19 protein-coding genes and 1 pseudogene are annotated in these 18,934 nt (G+C 34.5%); 3 read left to right on the forward strand and 17 right to left on the reverse strand.

Annotated elements, in window-relative coordinates:
• Window positions 1–120 precede the first annotated feature (120 nt).
• From KA878_RS03470 to KA878_RS03495, 6 genes are all read right to left on the reverse strand, one after another.
• Window positions 121–1,125 (reverse strand): N-acetylglucosamine kinase, encoded by a 1,005-nt coding sequence (locus tag KA878_RS03470; RefSeq protein ID WP_193838720.1) that lies wholly within the window; start codon window positions 1,123–1,125, stop codon window positions 121–123.
• 13 nt (window positions 1,126–1,138) lie between these two features.
• The gene (locus tag KA878_RS03475) at window positions 1,139–2,227 is read right to left on the reverse strand and encodes a DUF871 domain-containing protein (protein WP_210142062.1); all 1,089 of its coding nucleotides are present in this window, start codon (window positions 2,225–2,227) and stop codon (window positions 1,139–1,141) included.
• 294 nt (window positions 2,228–2,521) lie between these two features.
• Window positions 2,522–2,839, reverse strand: coding sequence for a PTS lactose/cellobiose transporter subunit IIA (locus KA878_RS03480; RefSeq protein WP_193838718.1), 318 nt, complete (start codon window positions 2,837–2,839; stop codon window positions 2,522–2,524).
• A gap of 14 nt (window positions 2,840–2,853) precedes the next feature.
• Window positions 2,854–4,149: a PTS sugar transporter subunit IIC gene (locus tag KA878_RS03485; protein ID WP_193838717.1), complete on the reverse strand. Its 1,296-nt coding sequence runs from the start codon at window positions 4,147–4,149 to the stop codon at window positions 2,854–2,856.
• 24 nt (window positions 4,150–4,173) lie between these two features.
• Entirely contained in the window at window positions 4,174–4,476 is a 303-nt protein-coding gene (locus KA878_RS03490) for a PTS sugar transporter subunit IIB (RefSeq protein WP_193838716.1), read from the reverse strand.
• 13 nt (window positions 4,477–4,489) lie between these two features.
• The gene (locus KA878_RS03495) at window positions 4,490–5,341 is read right to left on the reverse strand and encodes a MurR/RpiR family transcriptional regulator (protein WP_193838715.1); all 852 of its coding nucleotides are present in this window, start codon (window positions 5,339–5,341) and stop codon (window positions 4,490–4,492) included.
• A 187-nt stretch (window positions 5,342–5,528) separates the two neighbouring features.
• Between KA878_RS03495 and KA878_RS03500 the strand changes: the two genes are divergently transcribed.
• Window positions 5,529–6,203, forward strand: a complete 675-nt coding sequence (locus KA878_RS03500; protein WP_193838714.1) for a M15 family metallopeptidase — start codon at window positions 5,529–5,531, stop codon at window positions 6,201–6,203.
• 27 nt (window positions 6,204–6,230) lie between these two features.
• Here the strand turns inward: KA878_RS03500 and KA878_RS03505 are convergent, their stop codons facing one another.
• From KA878_RS03505 to panB, 4 genes are all read right to left on the reverse strand, one after another.
• Complete coding sequence (locus KA878_RS03505; protein WP_228480646.1) at window positions 6,231–7,133, reverse strand: hypothetical protein; 903 nt, start codon at window positions 7,131–7,133, stop codon at window positions 6,231–6,233.
• Window positions 7,134–7,318: 185 nt separating this feature from the next.
• A complete protein-coding gene (panD, locus tag KA878_RS03510) occupies window positions 7,319–7,702 on the reverse strand; it encodes an aspartate 1-decarboxylase (RefSeq protein ID WP_011274512.1) in 384 nt (127 codons plus the stop codon).
• Window positions 7,703–7,705: 3 nt separating this feature from the next.
• Entirely contained in the window at window positions 7,706–8,560 is an 855-nt protein-coding gene (panC, locus tag KA878_RS03515) for a pantoate--beta-alanine ligase (protein ID WP_193838713.1), read from the reverse strand.
• A complete protein-coding gene (panB, locus tag KA878_RS03520; RefSeq protein WP_053030143.1) occupies window positions 8,553–9,371 on the reverse strand; it encodes a 3-methyl-2-oxobutanoate hydroxymethyltransferase in 819 nt (272 codons plus the stop codon). Before panB ends, panC begins: the two co-directional genes overlap by 8 nt.
• 81 nt (window positions 9,372–9,452) lie before the next feature.
• Here panB and KA878_RS03525 point away from each other — a divergent pair.
• Window positions 9,453–10,302: pseudogene (locus KA878_RS03525) on the forward strand (oxidoreductase).
• Between the two features lie 297 nt (window positions 10,303–10,599).
• Here KA878_RS03525 and KA878_RS03530 read toward each other — a convergent pair.
• From KA878_RS03530 to KA878_RS03555, 6 genes are read right to left on the reverse strand one after another with little or no spacing between them, the layout of a single operon-like run.
• Window positions 10,600–11,517 (reverse strand): D-ribose ABC transporter substrate-binding protein, encoded by a 918-nt coding sequence (locus KA878_RS03530; protein WP_053030145.1) that lies wholly within the window; start codon window positions 11,515–11,517, stop codon window positions 10,600–10,602.
• A 19-nt stretch (window positions 11,518–11,536) separates the two neighbouring features.
• Complete coding sequence (locus KA878_RS03535) at window positions 11,537–12,475, reverse strand: ABC transporter permease subunit (protein WP_193838712.1); 939 nt, start codon at window positions 12,473–12,475, stop codon at window positions 11,537–11,539.
• The gene (locus KA878_RS03540) at window positions 12,456–13,952 is read right to left on the reverse strand and encodes a sugar ABC transporter ATP-binding protein (RefSeq protein WP_193838711.1); all 1,497 of its coding nucleotides are present in this window, start codon (window positions 13,950–13,952) and stop codon (window positions 12,456–12,458) included. Before KA878_RS03540 ends, KA878_RS03535 begins: the two co-directional genes overlap by 20 nt.
• Before the next feature lie 12 nt (window positions 13,953–13,964).
• On the reverse strand, window positions 13,965–14,354 hold the full coding sequence (rbsD, locus tag KA878_RS03545; protein WP_193838710.1) for a D-ribose pyranase: 390 nt from the start codon (window positions 14,352–14,354) through the stop codon (window positions 13,965–13,967).
• A complete protein-coding gene (rbsK, locus tag KA878_RS03550) occupies window positions 14,347–15,228 on the reverse strand; it encodes a ribokinase (RefSeq protein ID WP_193838709.1) in 882 nt (293 codons plus the stop codon). The genes rbsD and rbsK overlap by 8 nt, the downstream gene beginning before the upstream one ends.
• On the reverse strand, window positions 15,225–16,196 hold the full coding sequence (locus tag KA878_RS03555) for a LacI family DNA-binding transcriptional regulator (protein WP_193838708.1): 972 nt from the start codon (window positions 16,194–16,196) through the stop codon (window positions 15,225–15,227). The genes rbsK and KA878_RS03555 overlap by 4 nt, the downstream gene beginning before the upstream one ends.
• Before the next feature lie 243 nt (window positions 16,197–16,439).
• Here KA878_RS03555 and KA878_RS03560 point away from each other — a divergent pair, with 243 nt between their 5' ends.
• A complete protein-coding gene (locus KA878_RS03560) occupies window positions 16,440–17,306 on the forward strand; it encodes a helix-turn-helix transcriptional regulator (RefSeq protein WP_193838707.1) in 867 nt (288 codons plus the stop codon).
• A gap of 256 nt (window positions 17,307–17,562) precedes the next feature.
• Here the strand turns inward: KA878_RS03560 and KA878_RS14625 are convergent, their stop codons facing one another.
• A complete protein-coding gene (locus tag KA878_RS14625) occupies window positions 17,563–18,912 on the reverse strand; it encodes a hypothetical protein (protein WP_193838706.1) in 1,350 nt (449 codons plus the stop codon).
• Between the last annotated feature and the right edge of the window lie 22 nt (window positions 18,913–18,934).

Genomic DNA, 18,934 nt, shown 5'->3' on the forward strand with positions numbered 1-18,934 from the left:
TTTTTAAAATCAATTAATTATACTATATTTTATTTATAAAAGTGTACTTTGTAAATACTTAATTGAAAGTATTTCTTGCAAAAAAGAAGTGTTCCTTTATCATCTTAGGAACACTCTTTTTTAACTTAATGTATCAATCTCTTTCCAGCTACGTTCAATTGTTTGTTGAATTGTATGAGTAAAACTATTTTCGCTATTTTCTCTTAAAGATAGTGTATAGGCTCCAATCACCGGTGGAAATTTAGGTATTATAATTTCATTACTCGGATAAACTTTTTTTAATTTATTCATAAATGTCTCTTTAAACTGAATATTAGAGAATAGACCTCCACATAATACAATAGGTGGATGATATTGTGACTTATTAATTGAAAGAAACGCACCATTAATTAATTCAATCAATGCGTTCATACTGTTACTAATGATATCTTTAGCAACCATATCACCACTGTTGGCAACCTCAAACACTACTTTAGTTAATGAAGCAATCTCTGATCTCATTTCCATATTTTGATAAACAAACGGAATTATTTCTGTTTCTCGTACCAAGTTTAATTGTTGCTTAACCGCTTCAGTTAATTGAGTTGATTGGCCTCTACCATCATAATTTTTCATTACTGCAGTAAGTGCTTTTTTGCCTATATCATACCCACTGCCTTCATCACCTAGTAAATAACCCCATCCACCGACTCTATTCATTTCATTTGTTTCTTTATTAAAATAATATGATATAGAGCCAGTTCCTGCTATGAGCACAATACCAGAATCTCCAAATGTCCCGGATGCCAAAGCACATATAGCATCATTTTCAACGACAATTTTTATCTTTTGTAATTTGTACGCTTCCAATGATTTTATAATCAGATGTTTTTCTTCTTCTCTCCCAGCACCACTTAATGATAAATAAATCGTATCAATTTCATTTAAGTCTATCTTTGCTTGTTTTCTCAATATAGATATCATATTCATTAATATCTCTTTAACAGTGTCCAAACCTTTAACTTGTATATTTGTAGATTCTGCTAGGGTATGTCCAATAATTTCTCCGTAATTATTACCAATGACACCTTCTGTTTTGGTTCCTCCACCATCAATACCAATATAGTATTTTTTATTAATACTCATTGTTATATCAATCCTATTCTTTCACATTTAATACGAAAGATTCCCAAGGCTCTATCATATCTAATAGAAATTGTTCATTTTCAGTTATTTTACCTATAACATTTTTTACACCATCATTTTCCATATTTTGAAGTGCTATCTGCATTTCTCCCTTATAGTGACCATAAGTTTCGTTGCAAATCAAAATATCTCCTCTTTTAATTTTAGAAGTATTATGAGGCGGGAAATCTTTATCTTTAAAATGTACTCTGCTCATTGTTGAGCGAATAACATACTCTGAGACATCGCCACGATTAAAATGATCTTCTTCTAACACAATCTTTTTTTCTAAACTAGAAATTTCAGGATTTAATTCTATATCAAGCGTAGGCATTGATAAATTAATCTTAGATAATGCGTATAACTCTTCCTCAGAAGCAAATGCGTTACTTATAATAATATCATCGATTAATCCAGTCATTAATAAGTGCTTTGCTTGAACTTCAATAGGTAAATTTCTATGACTTTCTAATGTAGGTAACCCCTCCATTACTTTCCAAGGCCCTACTTTACCGTGTTGAGATGTTACGAATGCCGCAGTCGTCAATTGATGCTGTTTATATGATTCTGAGTTTTTTTTAAAATGCTTAAATGATATGCCTGTATATTTTTGTGGATAAAAATTATGACATCCTATTAACTTATCTCTATCAGGTTTAAAATTTAATACATCATTGATAAATGTTGCACTTGTACTTATATTTAATTCAATAGACATATTTTGCTTATTATGCGTCATTTTCGCTGTTTCTTGAGCAGAAAATCCAGAATCAATTCGAATTCCAGATACACCTAAATCTTTAAAAAATGATAAGTCTAAATTATCTATTTGAAGATCTTTAAATACTTCTCGATTTATATCAGCTATGACCTCCATACCGTTCTCATTAGCATATTTCACTATTTCCTTAAACTTCTCAAAAACTTCACGATCTTCCTGTTTTACTGATAGCAGATTAGTGAATATACGTTTGAAGCCATATTTCACACTGGTATCAATGTAATTCTTCATTCTCTCTAGATCAGATTGTGTAGGGTAAATTGAAATACCTAATCGATGCATTTACTTGCCCTCCTCAGATTTATAAATAACGCCTTTAATTTTTTTATTTTCAAGTAATTGTCTTGACTGTTCAAAAAATAAAATACTATTGAATATGATCAACACGTAAATAACGGTCCATCCGAATGAATTAATCTCATCAAAGATTAAAACTGGAATACCAATAATAAATGGCATAATAATTAAAAGTAACCATCTGTTAATTGCAACCTTCTTAATAATCAACTGTGATAACTTGAAGCAAAAAAATATTAAAAATAATAATCCTAGGATATATAAAAGTCTCATGGAATATCACTTCTCTTCTAACTTTTTGTATAGCTCAATCATTTTTTCAATTAAACTTTTTTCACTTAATGCTGTCATAAGATGATCTTGTGCATGAATCATTAATAACGACGTATCAACTTTTTCACCATTAATTTCATCTTGTATTAAACGTGTTTGTGTTTTATGAGCCTCTGCCATTTCTCTCTCTGATTCATCAAGAAATTTTTCCGCTTCTTCAAAGTTGCCTTCAGTAGCACTGTTTAATGCCTCATAAGCTAAACTTTTTGCATTTCCTCCATGTGCAATAATTTCAAATATCTCTGTTTCATTTTTATTGTCCATAACAATTACCTCTCCTAATCTTTTTCAGTAGCCTCTTCATTAAGACTTTGTTCTTGAGCTAACATTTCACGCTCATATTTTTTAAAGAAAGGATAATAAAGTACAATTGCAATAATGATATTGATTAATACTAATATAAGTGCTTTCCAATCTCCATTAGTCGCAAACAATGCACCAATAGGTCCAGGTAATGTCCACGGTGCTAAGATGGTAATTTTTGCAATTAATCCCAATTTAAAAACGAAGTACGTAATAGTAGTTAAAACTAAAGGAATACATATGAATGGTAAAGCTAGAATTGGATTCATTACTAATGGTGTCCCAAAAATGAGAGGTTCATTTATGTTAAATATACTTGGAATAATTGAGAATCTACCTACTTTTTTAAGATATTCTGATTTAGAGAAAACCATTAATATACACAGACTTAATGTCGCACCTGCGCCTCCAATCCAGACAAACCATTGGAAAAATGGTTCTACAACTATATTTGGTAGTTGTTCTCCCGCTGCTTTAGCATCAATATTTTGATCTAAGAGTGAGAACCAAATTGGTTGGAAAACAGCACCCATGACAGCAACACCATGAATACCTGCAGCCCATAAAAGTACGATAAAGAATACTGGTATCAAAGCGCCTAACAATGAATCTCCTGCAAATTTACCGAGTGGTTCAAATAGCATGTTAACAATCTTATTTAAATCTACATTTAATATCACACGGATAAACCATGAAATAACAATAACTAAAGTAGCCGGAATTAAAGACTCAAAAGATCTGGCAACTGAACTAGGGACTTGTTCAGGCATTTTAATAGTAAAACCAGATTTAATAACTAATCTGCTTATTTCTACTGCAAATATCATAGAAATGATAGCTACAAATAAACCAGACCCTCCCAAATCTGCCATAGGCAATACATATCCAACGGCATCCTTTTTAGCTAATTTATCATCTAAATTCAATGGAATATTCATCATTAGAAACGTTGCTAATGAAAGTAAGCCACCTGAAAGACCATCCATCTTATATGATTTTGATAAGTTATAACCCATACAAAATGCTGCGTATAAAGCCATTAACCCCAACGTCATTCTATTTGCAATCATAATCTTCTCAGCATGTGGTTGTACTAAATCTGCGAGATAGGGTATTGGTGGTGATGCAAACAAAGTGAAGAATGAACCGACGATAATCAATGGTAATGTTGCAATAATACCGTCACGAATGGCAACTAAATGTCTTTGCTCCGATGCTTTTGCCATTGGTGTCATTAATACTTTTTCAAGCCATTGTAATATCTTTTGCATAAGACCATCTCCTAAACATGTATATTAGTTATCGTATTCTTTAATTTGTTTTAAAATTTTGGGTGCACCTATTGGTGTATAACCCATTGGATCAACTACATCAACTGGTTTACCAACTTCTTCTCCCATTTTTTTAAATTTATCTAAACGATGTTTAACTTGTGGGGCAACTAATCCTAAATCATAATGTTCAATTTGATTTTCAAATTCTTCAGATCCTACTGCTTTAATTTCAAGATTATAGTTTTCTTTATCTGCTTGTTTCTTAATTGAATCAACTACCATTGCACTTGACATTCCACCTGAACAAACCATAATTACTTTCATTTAAAACACTCCTCTATTTTAATTTATTGTTTTTTATAGCATTTCTTGTATTCTCTAATTTCTGGCGATTACTTAAATAATCATCACTAGCGATGCAAATATACAAAATATCAATGATGCTTAGCATAGCAATTCTTGAACTCATTGCCCCACTTCGTATCGTTTTTTCGGAAGAACTAACAAACAATTGTACATCTGCTAATTTAGCTATAGAATTATCACCATATTTAGTTATAGAAATAATCTTTGCACCCTTTTCTTTAGCTAATTGCGTAGCGTAGACTATATCTTTAGTTTGACCTGAATTTGATATTGCAATTACAACATCTTCAGAAGATAGGTTAGCGCTTAAAGTAACTTGCTCATCAAAACTACTTCCTACATCACACCAATAATCTATACGCGTTAACTTTTGTTTAAAATCTTGTGCAATAATAGCTGATGCACCAATTCCATAAATACAAGTTTTTCTTGAATTGATAATTAATTCAAAAGCTTGCTTAATACTAACTGTGGATAAAATCCTTTCTGTATCTTTTAAAGTTTTAGTATTGTTATGAAATACTGATTGCGTGACTTCTTCAATTGAATAATCTTCATCAATTTCTGCATAATCGCGTTGTACATTCCCAGGTTCGTTTAAATCAAATGCGATTTTCAATTTTAATTCTTGAAAGCCCTTACATTTCATCTTTTTAGATAACCTAACAATCGTAGCTACGCTTACGTTTGTTAGGTCGGCTAGCTTTTGTACTGAGTAATTAATAATTTCTTCTGGATGTTTAAGAATATACTCTGCAACTCTACGTTCCGAGGGGTTTAAATCGCTTAAAGATGATTCAATAAAAATTAAACTACCATGCAATAAACATCACCTCTAAAAGGAATAATATTTCACTTCAATTACAATTTACAAAATATTATTACATTTGTCAAAATCTAATTTGTATGTAATTTAGTTATTTTATATCTTATTTCATTTCTTTTTTTATGCTAATCTTACATTGTAAGAATACTCTATTAACAAACTTTTTTGGGAAAGGAATTATATTGTGAAGAAGCTTATTGCAATTTTAATTTTGAGTACTTTAATTTTATGTGCATGTCATGATAATCATGACTCTAAAAGCAAAAATATTCATGAGTCATCACAAAAATCAACTCATCATGTACACAAGAAAGAAATCAAAAATGGTCGAACGTATTATGACGATATTTTAATTGTTAATAAAACAACAAAGCTCCCACCTGATTACAATCCTGGTGAAAACCCGAAAGCGCAACGTGCATTACAACGGATGTTTGCTGATGCTGGCGAAGAGGGTGTAAACCTTTATCAGATAAGTGGTTTCAGAAGTTACCAAACACAAGTGAGTTTGTATCAGCAGTATGTTGCGCGTGATGGCGAACAAGCTGCGAATCGATATAGTGCGCGTCCTGGCACTTCTGAACATCAAAGTGGATTAAGTTATGATGTAGGTGCTATTGGATCAAATTGCAATTTACGCGAATGTTTTGGAGAGACTAAAGAGGGGCAATGGATTGCACGCAATGCTCATAACTATGGTTTTATTGTGCGTTATCCCAAAGGTAAAGAACAGGTAACGGGCTATCAATATGAACCATGGCATCTTCGCTACTTAGGAAAGGACACAGCTACTAAAGTAGCCCAATCTGGCAAAGCCTTAGAAGAATATGTTCATTATAAAAAACGCTCAGAAAGCTAACTTATGACTCTCTGAGCGTTCTAAATACTATTCAACCTTTTTTTCTTTGACTACATTACCATTAGCATCGAGTTTTTGAAGTGTGCCATTTTTATTTCTATAGGAACCAACGATTTCTCCATCTTGATTGCGATATCGTACCGACCAATCTCCATTTGAATTAAGTAACTTCACATCTTCCCACAAATAACCTGAATCTGTTAAACTAACACCTTCAAAATCTGCAATAATTTGGTAAATTTGATTTCTAAGATGTAATCCTACGCCACCCAATCTCTCCAACTGTTTATAAGAGATGCCATTCTCATCATAACTAATGTCAGGATACTTATTATCAATATGCATTTTACTTACTAATTCTGGCAAAGCTTTGTTATGTTTATTTTTTAAATAGACATCGCTTAAATTCACTTCTCTACCATGTTGCATCAATGCATTATAATCTATGATTGCGGCTTGTGTTCCTCCTAAGAATATCTTTTCATTATTCACACCGATGATTGCAGCAAAATTTCGTTTATCAGGATATACAGTGTAAAAATGCATATCTTTTGGCGCATTTGCAACAGGTTTATCATGCTTAACTAATGTGAAATCGACTAATTTATAATGATACTCTCCAGCTGGTGCTATAGCTAAATAAAATCCAGTTAAAATTTCATTTTTAGTTAATGTATATTGGTCAACATGGTCGACACAAAATGCTAAAGCTAATTTTTCCTTTTCTGAAAAGTTAGCTACTATATCTTTAGTTTTTTCTTCATTCTTCTTTTTACTTTCAACCTTATTTTGTTTTTTATTGTCTTCTGTTGTCTTAGTATCCGTTTGTTTCGAATGTGAATTAGTTTTACCTTCCTTGGACGATTCATTCGTACTACAAGCTGTTAAAATCAACATAAATGTGATGCTAAGTAATATAAATCTTTTCATAAACAAGCCCTCTAATCTAAACAATTTATATAATTTTATTATACTATATAAAAGTTATATATAGAGGCGTTACTTATAATACTTTGACCCACAACATACACAAAAATACACAAAAATCCGATAGCTTTTAAGCTACCGGATCGAAATCATTTCAATATTTTTAGACTGCCGTCATACTTATTTATTTATTTAATTATAGTGCCTTCTTTTTCATGAATCATTTGAATAATTTCATTCTTTTCATTCATCACAGCAACTTTCGGTGCATGATCAACTAATTCACGTTCATCTAATTGAACATAAGTCATAATAATCACCACATCGTCAACTTCAACTAATCGAGATGCTGCACCATTAAGGCAAATCTTGCCACTACCTCGTTCACCAGCAATGACATAGGTTTCAAAGCGGGCACCATTATTGTTATTCACGATGGCTACCTTTTCATTCGGTAAAATATCAACTGCATCCAAGATATCTGCATCTATCGTAATACTTCCAACATAATTTAAATTTGATTCTGTTACTCGTGCTCTATGAATCTTACCATTCATCATTGTTCTAATCATAACTTACGATTCACTTCCTAAAATAATATTATCTATTAACCGTGCTTTCGAGAATTTAACAGCGAGTGATATAAAGATTTGACCTTGTATTTCTGTCGCAACTTCTAAACCGGGGTAACTGTAAATTGCAACTTCATCAATATGACCACGCGTATGTTCCGTTAAGTATGCCTTAATCTCACCAACAATAATATGACTACGACGTTCCCCTTGATTATACAACGTTTGCGCTAATGCTAAACTTTTACTTAGGTGAACAGCCTCTTGTCGCTCATCGTCAGTTAAATATACATTTCGCGAACTGCGTGCGAGTCCATCCGCTTCACGTACAATATCAACACCAACAATTTCAATTGGGTGGTTAAAATCTTCAACCATTTTTTCAACGATTGCAAGTTGTTGCGCATCCTTCTTACCAAAGTAAGCTTTATTAGGACTGACGATGTTAAATAATTTATTCACGACAGTCACAACGCCGTCGAAATGACCTGGACGTTGTGCGCCTTCTAAGACTTCCGCTAGACGTCCCACCTTCAATGTTATGCTTAATTCGTCTGGATACATTTCTTCTACTGTTGGATGAAAGACGTAATCCACATGTATAGCTTCAACTAAAGCTACATCTTGATCAATTTGACGTGGATACGCATCGAAATCTTCGTTTGGTCCGAATTGTAGTGGGTTGACGAATACACTAATCACCGTAACATCATTGTCTTCAACTGAGCGACGCATCATACTTAAATGCCCTTCATGTAAGGCGCCCATTGTAGGGACAAAACCAATTGTCTTACCCGAACGTTTCAATTCTTGCGTAATGTGTTGCATCTCAGCTACAGTTTGAATTACTTTAGTCATTACCATTTACCTCGTTCAATATCTTTTTCTTATATGTGTGTGCTTCAGCTGGAAACGTCCCTGCCTTAACTTCCTCATCATATTGTTTGATGCCTTTAATTCCCACTGAAAAATCACCAAACTGTTTCACAAATTTAGCATAACGATCTACACCATAATTCAACATATCGTGATAAACCAATACTTGACCGTCTGTGTCTTTTCCTGCGCCGATACCAATCACTGGTATATCTAATTGGTCACTAATTAAACCAGCTAAGTCACTAGGGATTGCTTCTAATACTAAGGCAACTGCACCTGCTTCTTGTACCGCATGTGCATCTTGAATTAATTGTTCAGCTGCATCTTTCGTACTACCTTGTAAACGATAGCCCATAACACCCACGCTTTGTGGCATTAAACCTAGGTGCGCTACAATTGGTATTCCAATTTGCGTTGATTTCTTAATGAAATTAACTAAATGTGCACCTTCTGCTTTTAACGCATTCGCATTTGTTTGTTGATAAAGTGTGAGCGCATTTTTCAAATCATGTTCGTCACTCACACCAACTGCGCCAATTGGTAAATCTACTACTACAAAAGTATCATCTGCGCCTCTGCGTACCGCTTTGCCGTGGTGAATCATGTCATCTAGCGTCACTTGTGTTGTCGTCTCATAACCAAGCACTGTCATTCCAAGTGAATCACCCACTAAAATCATATCTATATTTGCATCTTGTGCTTGTTTTGCGCTTGGAAAGTCATATGCCGTAATCATCGAAATTTTTGTTTTTTCTTGTTTCATTTCAACTAATTTTGCTAAATTTTTCATTTTTAAATTAACTCCTATATTAAAAGTTCGATAATAATACGTATAATTATATGTAAGAATACCTAGAAAGGAAAGTTTTAAATGCAAATTGCTGTTATTGGACCAGGTGCGGTTGGCACTACGATCGCCTATGAACTACAAACATCGTTGCCAAACGTCACACTAATTGGTCGTTCTAATAAATACATAACCATTCAACCCGCAAATCAAGCGGTAGAAGTATTTAATATAGATGACGTGACGTCGACCTTTGACGTTATAATCATTGCTGTCAAAACACATCAGCTTAATCATTTAATTCCAAAGTTACATCGTTTAGCCCATGACGAAACGCTATTTATTTTAGCTCAAAATGGCTACGGCCTACTATCTCGTCTTCCATTTCAACACACTTACCAAGCTGTTGTTTATATTAGTGGCCAAAAGTCGGGAAACGAAGTCGTACATTTTCGTGATTATCGCTTACATGTCCAAAAAGATGCTCAAACAATGCGCTTAAAACAATTACTTGATCACACAAAAATTGAACTCGTACTTGAAGACCATATTGAAGACAAAATTTGGTATAAATTATTAGTTAACCTCGGCATTAATTCTATTACTGCGCTTGGTCATAATACCGCTCAAATCTTAAAAAATTAAAGAAGTGGAACAATTATGTAGAAACTTATTATACGAGGGACAACACGTAGCTTTATCAGAGGGCATTACGCTTCCTGATTCATTGGTCGATGATATTATGCAGATTTATGCAGGTTATCCTGACCATATGGGTACGAGTATGTATTATGATGTGATCAATAGCCAACCGCTTGAAGTTGAAGCCATTCAAGGCTTTATCTATAGCAAGGCGAGATACTATAATCTCAACACACCCCACCTAGACACTGTTTACGCCCTTTTACTGTCACATCATTCTATTGCAAAATAAAAAGGGAATGAAACAGCATTCTTTTTAAATTCGTCGTCCACTCCCAGCTTGCTTTGCTTGTAGAATTTTGCTTGTAGCATTTCTTGATGAAATTCTCTTTGCTGGGGCCCCGAACCCCAACTTGCTTTGTTTTTATCATTTCTTAGTGAAATGCTCTTTGCTGGGGTCCCGCCGACAAGGATGACTAGAACTGAGAAAAGCTTAATTTAAGCGCATTCTCAGTTCAGTCAACTACTGCCAATATATATTTGTAGCCTGAGACATTGATTGATATATGTCCCAGGCTCTTTTTTCTAGTTAACTCTTACTTTGTTTTAACTTTAATGGCACTTTAATTTGTTTATCGACAGAATCGCCTTTCATTAGACCATTAACTACTTTAATTGCTTCTTTACCCATAAGTTCAGGTTGTTGCGCAATTGTCGCATCTAGTTTGCCATTTTTAATAGATTTCATCGCATCTTCATTACCATCAAATCCAATGACTTGAATATCCTTACCACCAATTGCTTCTATTGCACCTAAAGCCATTTCATCATTTTGGGCAAAGATTGCTTGGATATCAGGGTGTGCTTCAAGCATGTTTTGCGTTACATTTAACCCCTCTGCTCTATCAAACTTTGCACTTTGTTTGGCGATGACTTTTAACTGCTTATCCGCAACATCGTGGAACCCTTTACCTCTTTCTCTAGTCGCACTTGCCCCAGGTACACCTTCAAGTTCACCCACTTTGGCATTTTTACCGACTTTATCTACCAAGTAATTTCCAGCCATTTTACCACCTTCAACGTTATCTGACGCAATAAATGACGCTACATCACCTTTATCTACAGATCGGTCTAACGTAATTACCGGAATCCCCTCGTTATTAGCTGATTCTACCGCACTTGAGATTGCACTTGAATCTGTCGGGTTAACAATTAAGTAATCTACTTGTTGTTGAATTAAATCTTCAATGTCATTCGTTTGTTTTGCTGAATCATCTCGTGCATCTACAACTTTGACTTTCATCCCTTGTGCTTTGGCATCTTTTTCAATACCATTTTTAATTTTAACGAAGAATGGATTGTTTAACGTTGAAATACTTACACCAATTGTAATCTCTGATTTTTTCTTATTTGTTTTACCATTTTTATCATTTTTCAAAGGTGATTCTAAGGAACACGCTGCTAAAAATAGGACGAGTGCTAATGTAATGGCTAATAATTTCTTCATATTGTTATCCTGCTTTCTCTTATTTTTTACGGTCAATTAATACCGCAATTAAAATGACTACACCTTTAACGAGTTGTTGATAGAATGAAGACACACCGAGTAAATTTAATCCATTATTTAAAACACCAATGATAAGTACACCTATAAGTGTTCCAACAATTCGTCCTTTACCACCTGTCAATGACGTACCACCAAGCACGACCGCGGCAATCGCATCTAACTCATAAGACATACCTGCTGTTGGTTGTGCAGAATTCAGACGTGATGTTAGTATTCCGCCGGCTAACGCTGACATTAATCCTGAAATACCATAAATAAAGATTTTAATTTTATTCACTTTAATACCTGAAATTTTAGCTGCTACCTCATTCCCACCAATTGCATATGTATGACGACCGAACGTTGTTTTTTGAAGAATGATAAGTAAAATGATAAATACGATAATCATCGTTACTGCTGGTACCGGAATACCAATAAAGTAGCCTTTACCAAATAATTGGAATAAATAGCTATCACCTAAATTAGTGATTGGATTGCCGTCAGTAATGACTAATGTTAATCCACGGAAGATCGTCATTGTCGCAAGTGTTGCAATAAATGGCGCCATATTCCCTTTCGTCACTAGTAAACCGTTGACTGCACCTAAAACGAAGCCTATCAGTACACCTATAATTAAGGCGATAATTGGATCAACGCCGCTTGTAATCATCAGTGCAATAAACGCAGATGATAAAGCAAGGATTGAACCTACTGATAAATCTATGCCACCAGTTAAGATAATAAATGTCATCCCAAAGGCAATCAGACCATTGATAGAAATTTGTCTTAATAAGTTGAGTAAATTAGATAAATCTAAAAATGATGGATTTAAAATACTCACTACAATAATTAATAAAATCAGACCAATAAATGGAATGATCTTTTCCATGAACGATGTTTTAGCTGTTAACTGTTTCATTTAAAGTTCCCCCTGTAGCTAACGTCATAATATTTTCTTCTGTAATTTCATTTCCTGTAAGATCTCCTTTGATATTACCTTCATGCACGACCATCACTCTATCGCTCATGCCAATGACTTCTGGTAATTCAGATGAGACCATAATAATAGACACACCACGATCTGTAAGTTCATTCATAAGTTGATAAATTTCTCTCTTAGCGCCAACATCAATACCTCTTGTAGGTTCATCCAATATGATGATTTGCGCACCCGTACCAATCCACTTAGCTAATACGACTTTCTGTTGATTACCTCCTGATAATGAACCAGCTGGTAGCTTGCCTGGCGATTTAATGTTCAGTCTTTTGCGCATCGTATCAACAAATTGCTCAGAACTCTTATCGTCTACGATGCCACGTTTTGAAAAGCTAAATAACGAAGGTAACACCATATTGTCTTGAATGGAGAAGTCTAAAATTAATCCTTCTTCCTTACGATTCTCGGTTATAAAAGCAAGTCCATGTTTCATCGCTTCAATTGGGGACGTGATCGTCACTGGTTGACCTTTAATTTCAATGTCATTGTCTGCTTTATCCACACCAAATAAACTGCGCATCATTTCCGTACGTCCTGCACCCATCAAGCCACTTACACCTAATATTTCACCTTCTTTAAGATAAAATGACTGATTCTCAATGTGATGTAGCGGATTATTGAGACGTTTTACATTTAAGATAATATCTTGTGGTTCATACGTTCTATGTGGAAATTGTTCATCTAATTCACGTCCTACCATTGCTTTCACAATTTGGTTGTACGTTAGATGACGTGTTTCATCGTACATAACAGAAACGCCATCACGCATGACCGTTATTTCATCTGAAATTTCAAATATTTCAGCCATTCTATGCGAAATGTAAACAAAGGCAACACCTTTTGCTTTTAAATTACGAATCATATCGAATAGACGTCGGATTTCTTTGTCTGTTAAGGTAGCTGTCGGTTCATCCATAATAATGATTTGTGCTTTCGTCATCATCGCTTTAGCGATTTCTATCATTTGTTGCTCACCAATCGAGCAATCTTTAACTACTTTATTTAACGGAATGTAAAAATCTAATTCTTTAAATACTTGTTCCGCCTGTTGTTTCATTGCTTTTGTATTGAGTATGCCCATTTTGTTGCGGATTTCTTTTCCTACAAACAAATTATCGAGTACTGTTAATTCTGGATATAAATTCAATTCTTGGTGTATAAAGGTTAATCCTTTTTCTTCCGCTTCTTTAGGATTGCTATATTCTATTTCAACATCAGAATACGTCATGACACCTTGATCTTTCTTATGAATACCTACTAAAATTTTCATTAGCGTCGATTTTCCAGCCCCATTTTCTCCCATTAAGGCATGGACGGTACCTGGTTTCAAAGTAAAGTCAACACCCTTAAGCACCTCGTTATCACCAAAGGCTTTATGAATATTAGTCATTTGAATCATTAATCTCACCCCTTAAAATATGACACCACTTTGAAGTATGATGTTTGCATATGGTGTTGCTTCACCTGTACGTATAATCGCTTTCGCATCCTTCGTTAATGCTTTAAATGTTTCATGATCGACTTGTGTTATGTCTGAAAAGTCATGTGTCACTTGCTTATAAATAGGTGCATTGTTGACTTCCATTTCCTCAGCTATCGTAATATGTTCAATTTCCATGTGTTGCTTAAGGACGTCATAAACGTCTAGGAAACTAGGCTTCCCTAACGTTAATGCTAGGTCAATCTTCTTAACATCTTTAGGCACTGGTAGCCCACAATCGCCAATTACAATTTGATCTGTATGTCCTAAGTCGCTAAGTACCTTTGAAATATCGCTGTTTAATATGCCTGTTTTATACATCGAATTCACCTTCTATTTCTGAAAAGGTCGGCATACCACCTTGAGCCCCCATACCTGTTACTGAGTGACTTGCTGCTAAATTCGCAAGTGTAAGGGCCTGTGCAATGGAATATCCTTTTTGTAATCCTACTGCGAAAGCACCATTAAATGTATCTCCGGCACCTGTGGTATCTTTAACTTCTCGCTTAAATCCTGCTATATGAACCTTTTTAGTGCCGTTATGATACATAGCACCTTTATCCCCTAATGTAATAATCAGTTTGTTAGGATAATGTGCTAACGCTTCATCAATGTTAGTCTGGAACATTGCGTTACTCTCTGTTTCGTTAGGTGTAATATATGTCGCTTTATCAATGACTTCTGATTCTACTTCTCGGAATGGTGCCGGGTTAAGAATCGAGATTAAATCATGATCGTCACAATAAGTTATGACGTCTTTAACTGTTTCGGCAGGAATTTCTTGTTGAATTAATACAATGTCGCCTGCTTGCGCTTGATCTAATGCTTCCAATGCATACGCTGAAGTCACATAATTATTAGCTGAAGGCACCACAATAATGCTATTGTCATTGTCTGATAATGTAATATGCGCTGTCCCTGATGCTGAATGTGTAACGGGTTTCAGAAATGTCGTTAAAACATGGTTGTCTTCTAAATTTGTGAAAATTTGATTTCCAAAATCGTCATCCCCAATGCGTCCTACCATATACACATCATCACCAAGTCTGGCAGCTGCTACAGCTTGGTTCGCACCTTTGCCTCCAGGTGTCGTAAAGAATGACTCACCTAGTACGGTTTCGCCTTTACTTGGTACTCGATTCGTAGAAACGACTAAATCAATAGATAAACTTCCAACTACATAAATACTTGTCATTTTGTCTTCCTCCTTGTAGATTCTCTATAAATTAAATCAACATCTAATACTACCTTCGTTGTGATGTCATTATGTTCTAATTGTTGAATCAAACCTAATGCTGCTTTCTTACCAATGTCATATGCAGGTTGTTTGATTGTTGTGAGACTTGGATAAAATAGCTTAGCTAACGGGATATCATCATACCCAATGACTTGTACGTCATCTGGAATAGTAATATGTAAATCATGTAACCATTTCATCATTTTCAGTGCTGATACATCATTGCTACATATCACACTATCGATATCATTGTGCTTAATGTAACGCTGTAATTTATCCATAGTGATATCACGCTCATCTTCAATCCATAATTGAATGCCCTGACTTTCTAACGTCGTTCTTGCACCGTTGAATCGTTCTTCAAACGAACGATAATTCAGGTCTTGATGTAGCACTAATACACGTTGCGCATTGCCTTCTATAATTGCCTCAGCTTGTAATTGACCACCTTTATAATGATCTGCTTCGATACATTGTTGATTATCTGTAACGCGGTCAATGAGAACATAGGGTAATTGATAGGAGTTGAATTGATCAAAAGCAAATTGCGTCGATAATTGTGAAGCAATAACGCCACTGCAATTATTTACTTTAAATGTGGTTAAATAGTTAAGTTCTTTATGTTCTTGCATTTCACCATTACCAATCATGACATGGTACCCTTTTTGAATTGCAGTATCCTCAACACCTTTAGCAACAATTGTAAAAAATGGATTACTCATATCTGGTAAAAGCAGTCCAATCGTTTTAGATTTCTTTGTGAATAGGGTTCTTGCAGTTTCATTTGGATAATAATCTAGGTCTTTGATGACTTGTTCAATTCTTTTACGTGTTGCTTCTTTAACATAACCACTTTTATTAATCACTCTTGAAACTGTGGCTACTGAAACATTTGCTTGTTTAGCCACTTCTTTAATCGTTCTCACTTTGCCACTCCTTTTATGTGTAACCGCTTACACAAAAATTTATCACTTTTTTCTTTTAAATGCAATATTAAATAAAACATTTATAGATTATTACTTTTGTAAATGTACGCTATCTTATTAGTTATGTTTATTGATATATCGCTACTTTTTAAATTTGGAATTATACACATTGCAAAAATAATATGATACTATATAATTAATTTTCAAAGTAAATATAGAATTGATGCAAAGGGGACCCAATTCTTGGATAAATCAACTCGTATACTAAATATTTTAACTTTGCTTCTTAAAGGTTATGTTGTTACGCAACAAGACTTAAATCAATTCACTGATGTAAGTAAAAAATCAATTCAACGTGATATTAATACGATTAACACTTTCTTTTATGAAAATGAGTTTTGGAATCCTAGTAATACTAGAGTCGTTTATAATCATCAATTGGCAGGATACGAACTTAAGCAGGATACTCAAAGTAAACACAGTTTGGGCATTTTGAGTCTGCTCATTAAACTTCAAAGCTTAACGCCTATATTGCATCACGATATTCATAAATTTTTACTTAGTTCAATTACTTCAATGAAAGTTTCAGATAAACATGTTTTAATGAGTACGTTACATCAATTTAAAATCAGACAAGAATTATTGCCTGGGAAACATCTTATGCTCCTGCAAAAAGCAATCGTGAATAAAGAAATTGTTCGCATTGAACTTCAAGATAAAAAGATAGTGGTTAAACCATTATCTATCTTATATATGCATTATGACTATTGGTTTACATATGAGGAAGACCATGAGATTGAAACGATTCTTCTTCGAGATATTCTGTCTGTTAAGATTTTAAATTTAAAATTTAAGAAAGATGGCACATGTAATCCTGTGTTATTCCAAATTCACACACACTTTTGGAACCAATTCCAACAACAGTTTTCAATTAAGGAAGTCGTTGAACACAGCGAAGATAGTATCACGGTATGGGTGAATTGTACGCGTTTTGATGCGTATTATATTGCCTATCAGTTAGCGCCATACGCCAAAATTCTAAAACCACAATCGTACATTGATAGCTTTGTGGATAGATTAGATGAAATTAAAGACATATATCGATCATAGAAGGGTTCGACGAAACGTCTTTTAGTTAAACCCTAAATTCAAAGCAAGTCCACAGCCAAAGCAAGCTGGGGGTCGGGACCACAGCACAAACAATCGCGAAAGTGATTTTATAAGCAAAGCAGCTGGGAAAGATGAATTTAAAACACATTCTGTCCCAATCCCTCATCAATGTAACGACCAATTACAAAAAAGGCATCTCGTTGATTTAGTAAACATCACTAAACTAAATTAACGAGGTGCCTTATATATTATTAACTTATTCTTCTTCACCATTTTCATCATATTTCGTAACGCTACCGTCTGAGGTTACTATATATGATCCAGCTAACTCACCATTTTTATCAGTAAATGAGAAGCCCCAATCGCCGTCAGCATTTTTTTCTGGTTCTTTATAGGTGTATGTGTCTGTATCTAAGGTATGCCCTTCGTATGCTTCGACTTTATCAATCACATTATCGCGTGTCACCGTTTCATCACTTGAACTCTTATCGTTATCTTCTGAACTACTATCTTCTGAGTTTGAACTATCGAAATCTTCAGGTTGTCTAGCTGTTTCTGACGTAATATAACTTGCTACCTTTTCAATTTCTGAATCTGACGCGTTCTTCAACTTCTTCGTTTGACCATTATTTAAAATTCGAGCAGTTTCTTGTTTAGAGTAACCATCTTCAATCCAACGATGGTCTTGGAAATGACTTGGCACATCATAAAATGTGACTGTCCCATCATTATTATCTTTAAACGTAATGTGACCAAGCGCTGTAACAGATGGACTTAATACAATAGTTCCCTCCGGATACACTTCTGACGCATCTTCATTATATGAATTAATCGGTTTGCCCGACATATCTATAGGTTCATACGTATGGTCTTCTCCATTAAATATTTCATCCGCGTCATTTCGTGCTGTCAGCCATACTTTAGCAAAGTATTCTTTCGTATTTTTATCATTACTGTCGGCCGAATGCGTACTATTAGAACCGCCACTAATTGAAATTTGTTTTGCCACTTTTTTATAATCTGAATCCTTACCATACTTTCGATATAACGCATTTAAATCAAGCTCGTATCCTAAGTCGGATTGAATAAATTGTTGGTATTTGCCTGGACTTTGCGTACCTATTACTGCTACTTTATCCTCACTCACACCGATTAACGTCGCAAAGGATCCTTTGCCAGGTGAAGCACTATAAAATGTCATCCCTTCTGGTGCGTCTTCAACTGCTTCTCCAGTTGCTTGTAATTCATATTTATCTATACTTTGTTGCCTTTTTCCAGTATTACTATTTTCAATGTATGAATGACGCTTTAAATCATTGGCAGTTATCGCTATATTAGACACACGGTCATCACTTAGCGCTAATGCCACTTTCTCTGCTTGATTTAAATCTTCAACGCTATTGTCAGAATGGGCCTGTTCATTCTTATTAGTGTGATTCGTACTATTATCAGACTTAGAATCCTTATCTTTATTTGATTTATCCGTTTGTGATGATTTGTTATTATCGTCGGATGCTCCATTTCCAAGTCCAAAGTCACTTAAACTACAACCAGCTAATAACATTGTCCCCGTTATTGCACCAATCATTAAATACTGTTTCTTCATTTCTCGCCACCCTTTATTCCCT

This window comes from Staphylococcus sp. GDY8P57P, assembly GCF_017892585.1.
GTDB classification, from domain to species: domain Bacteria; phylum Bacillota; class Bacilli; order Staphylococcales; family Staphylococcaceae; genus Staphylococcus; species Staphylococcus borealis.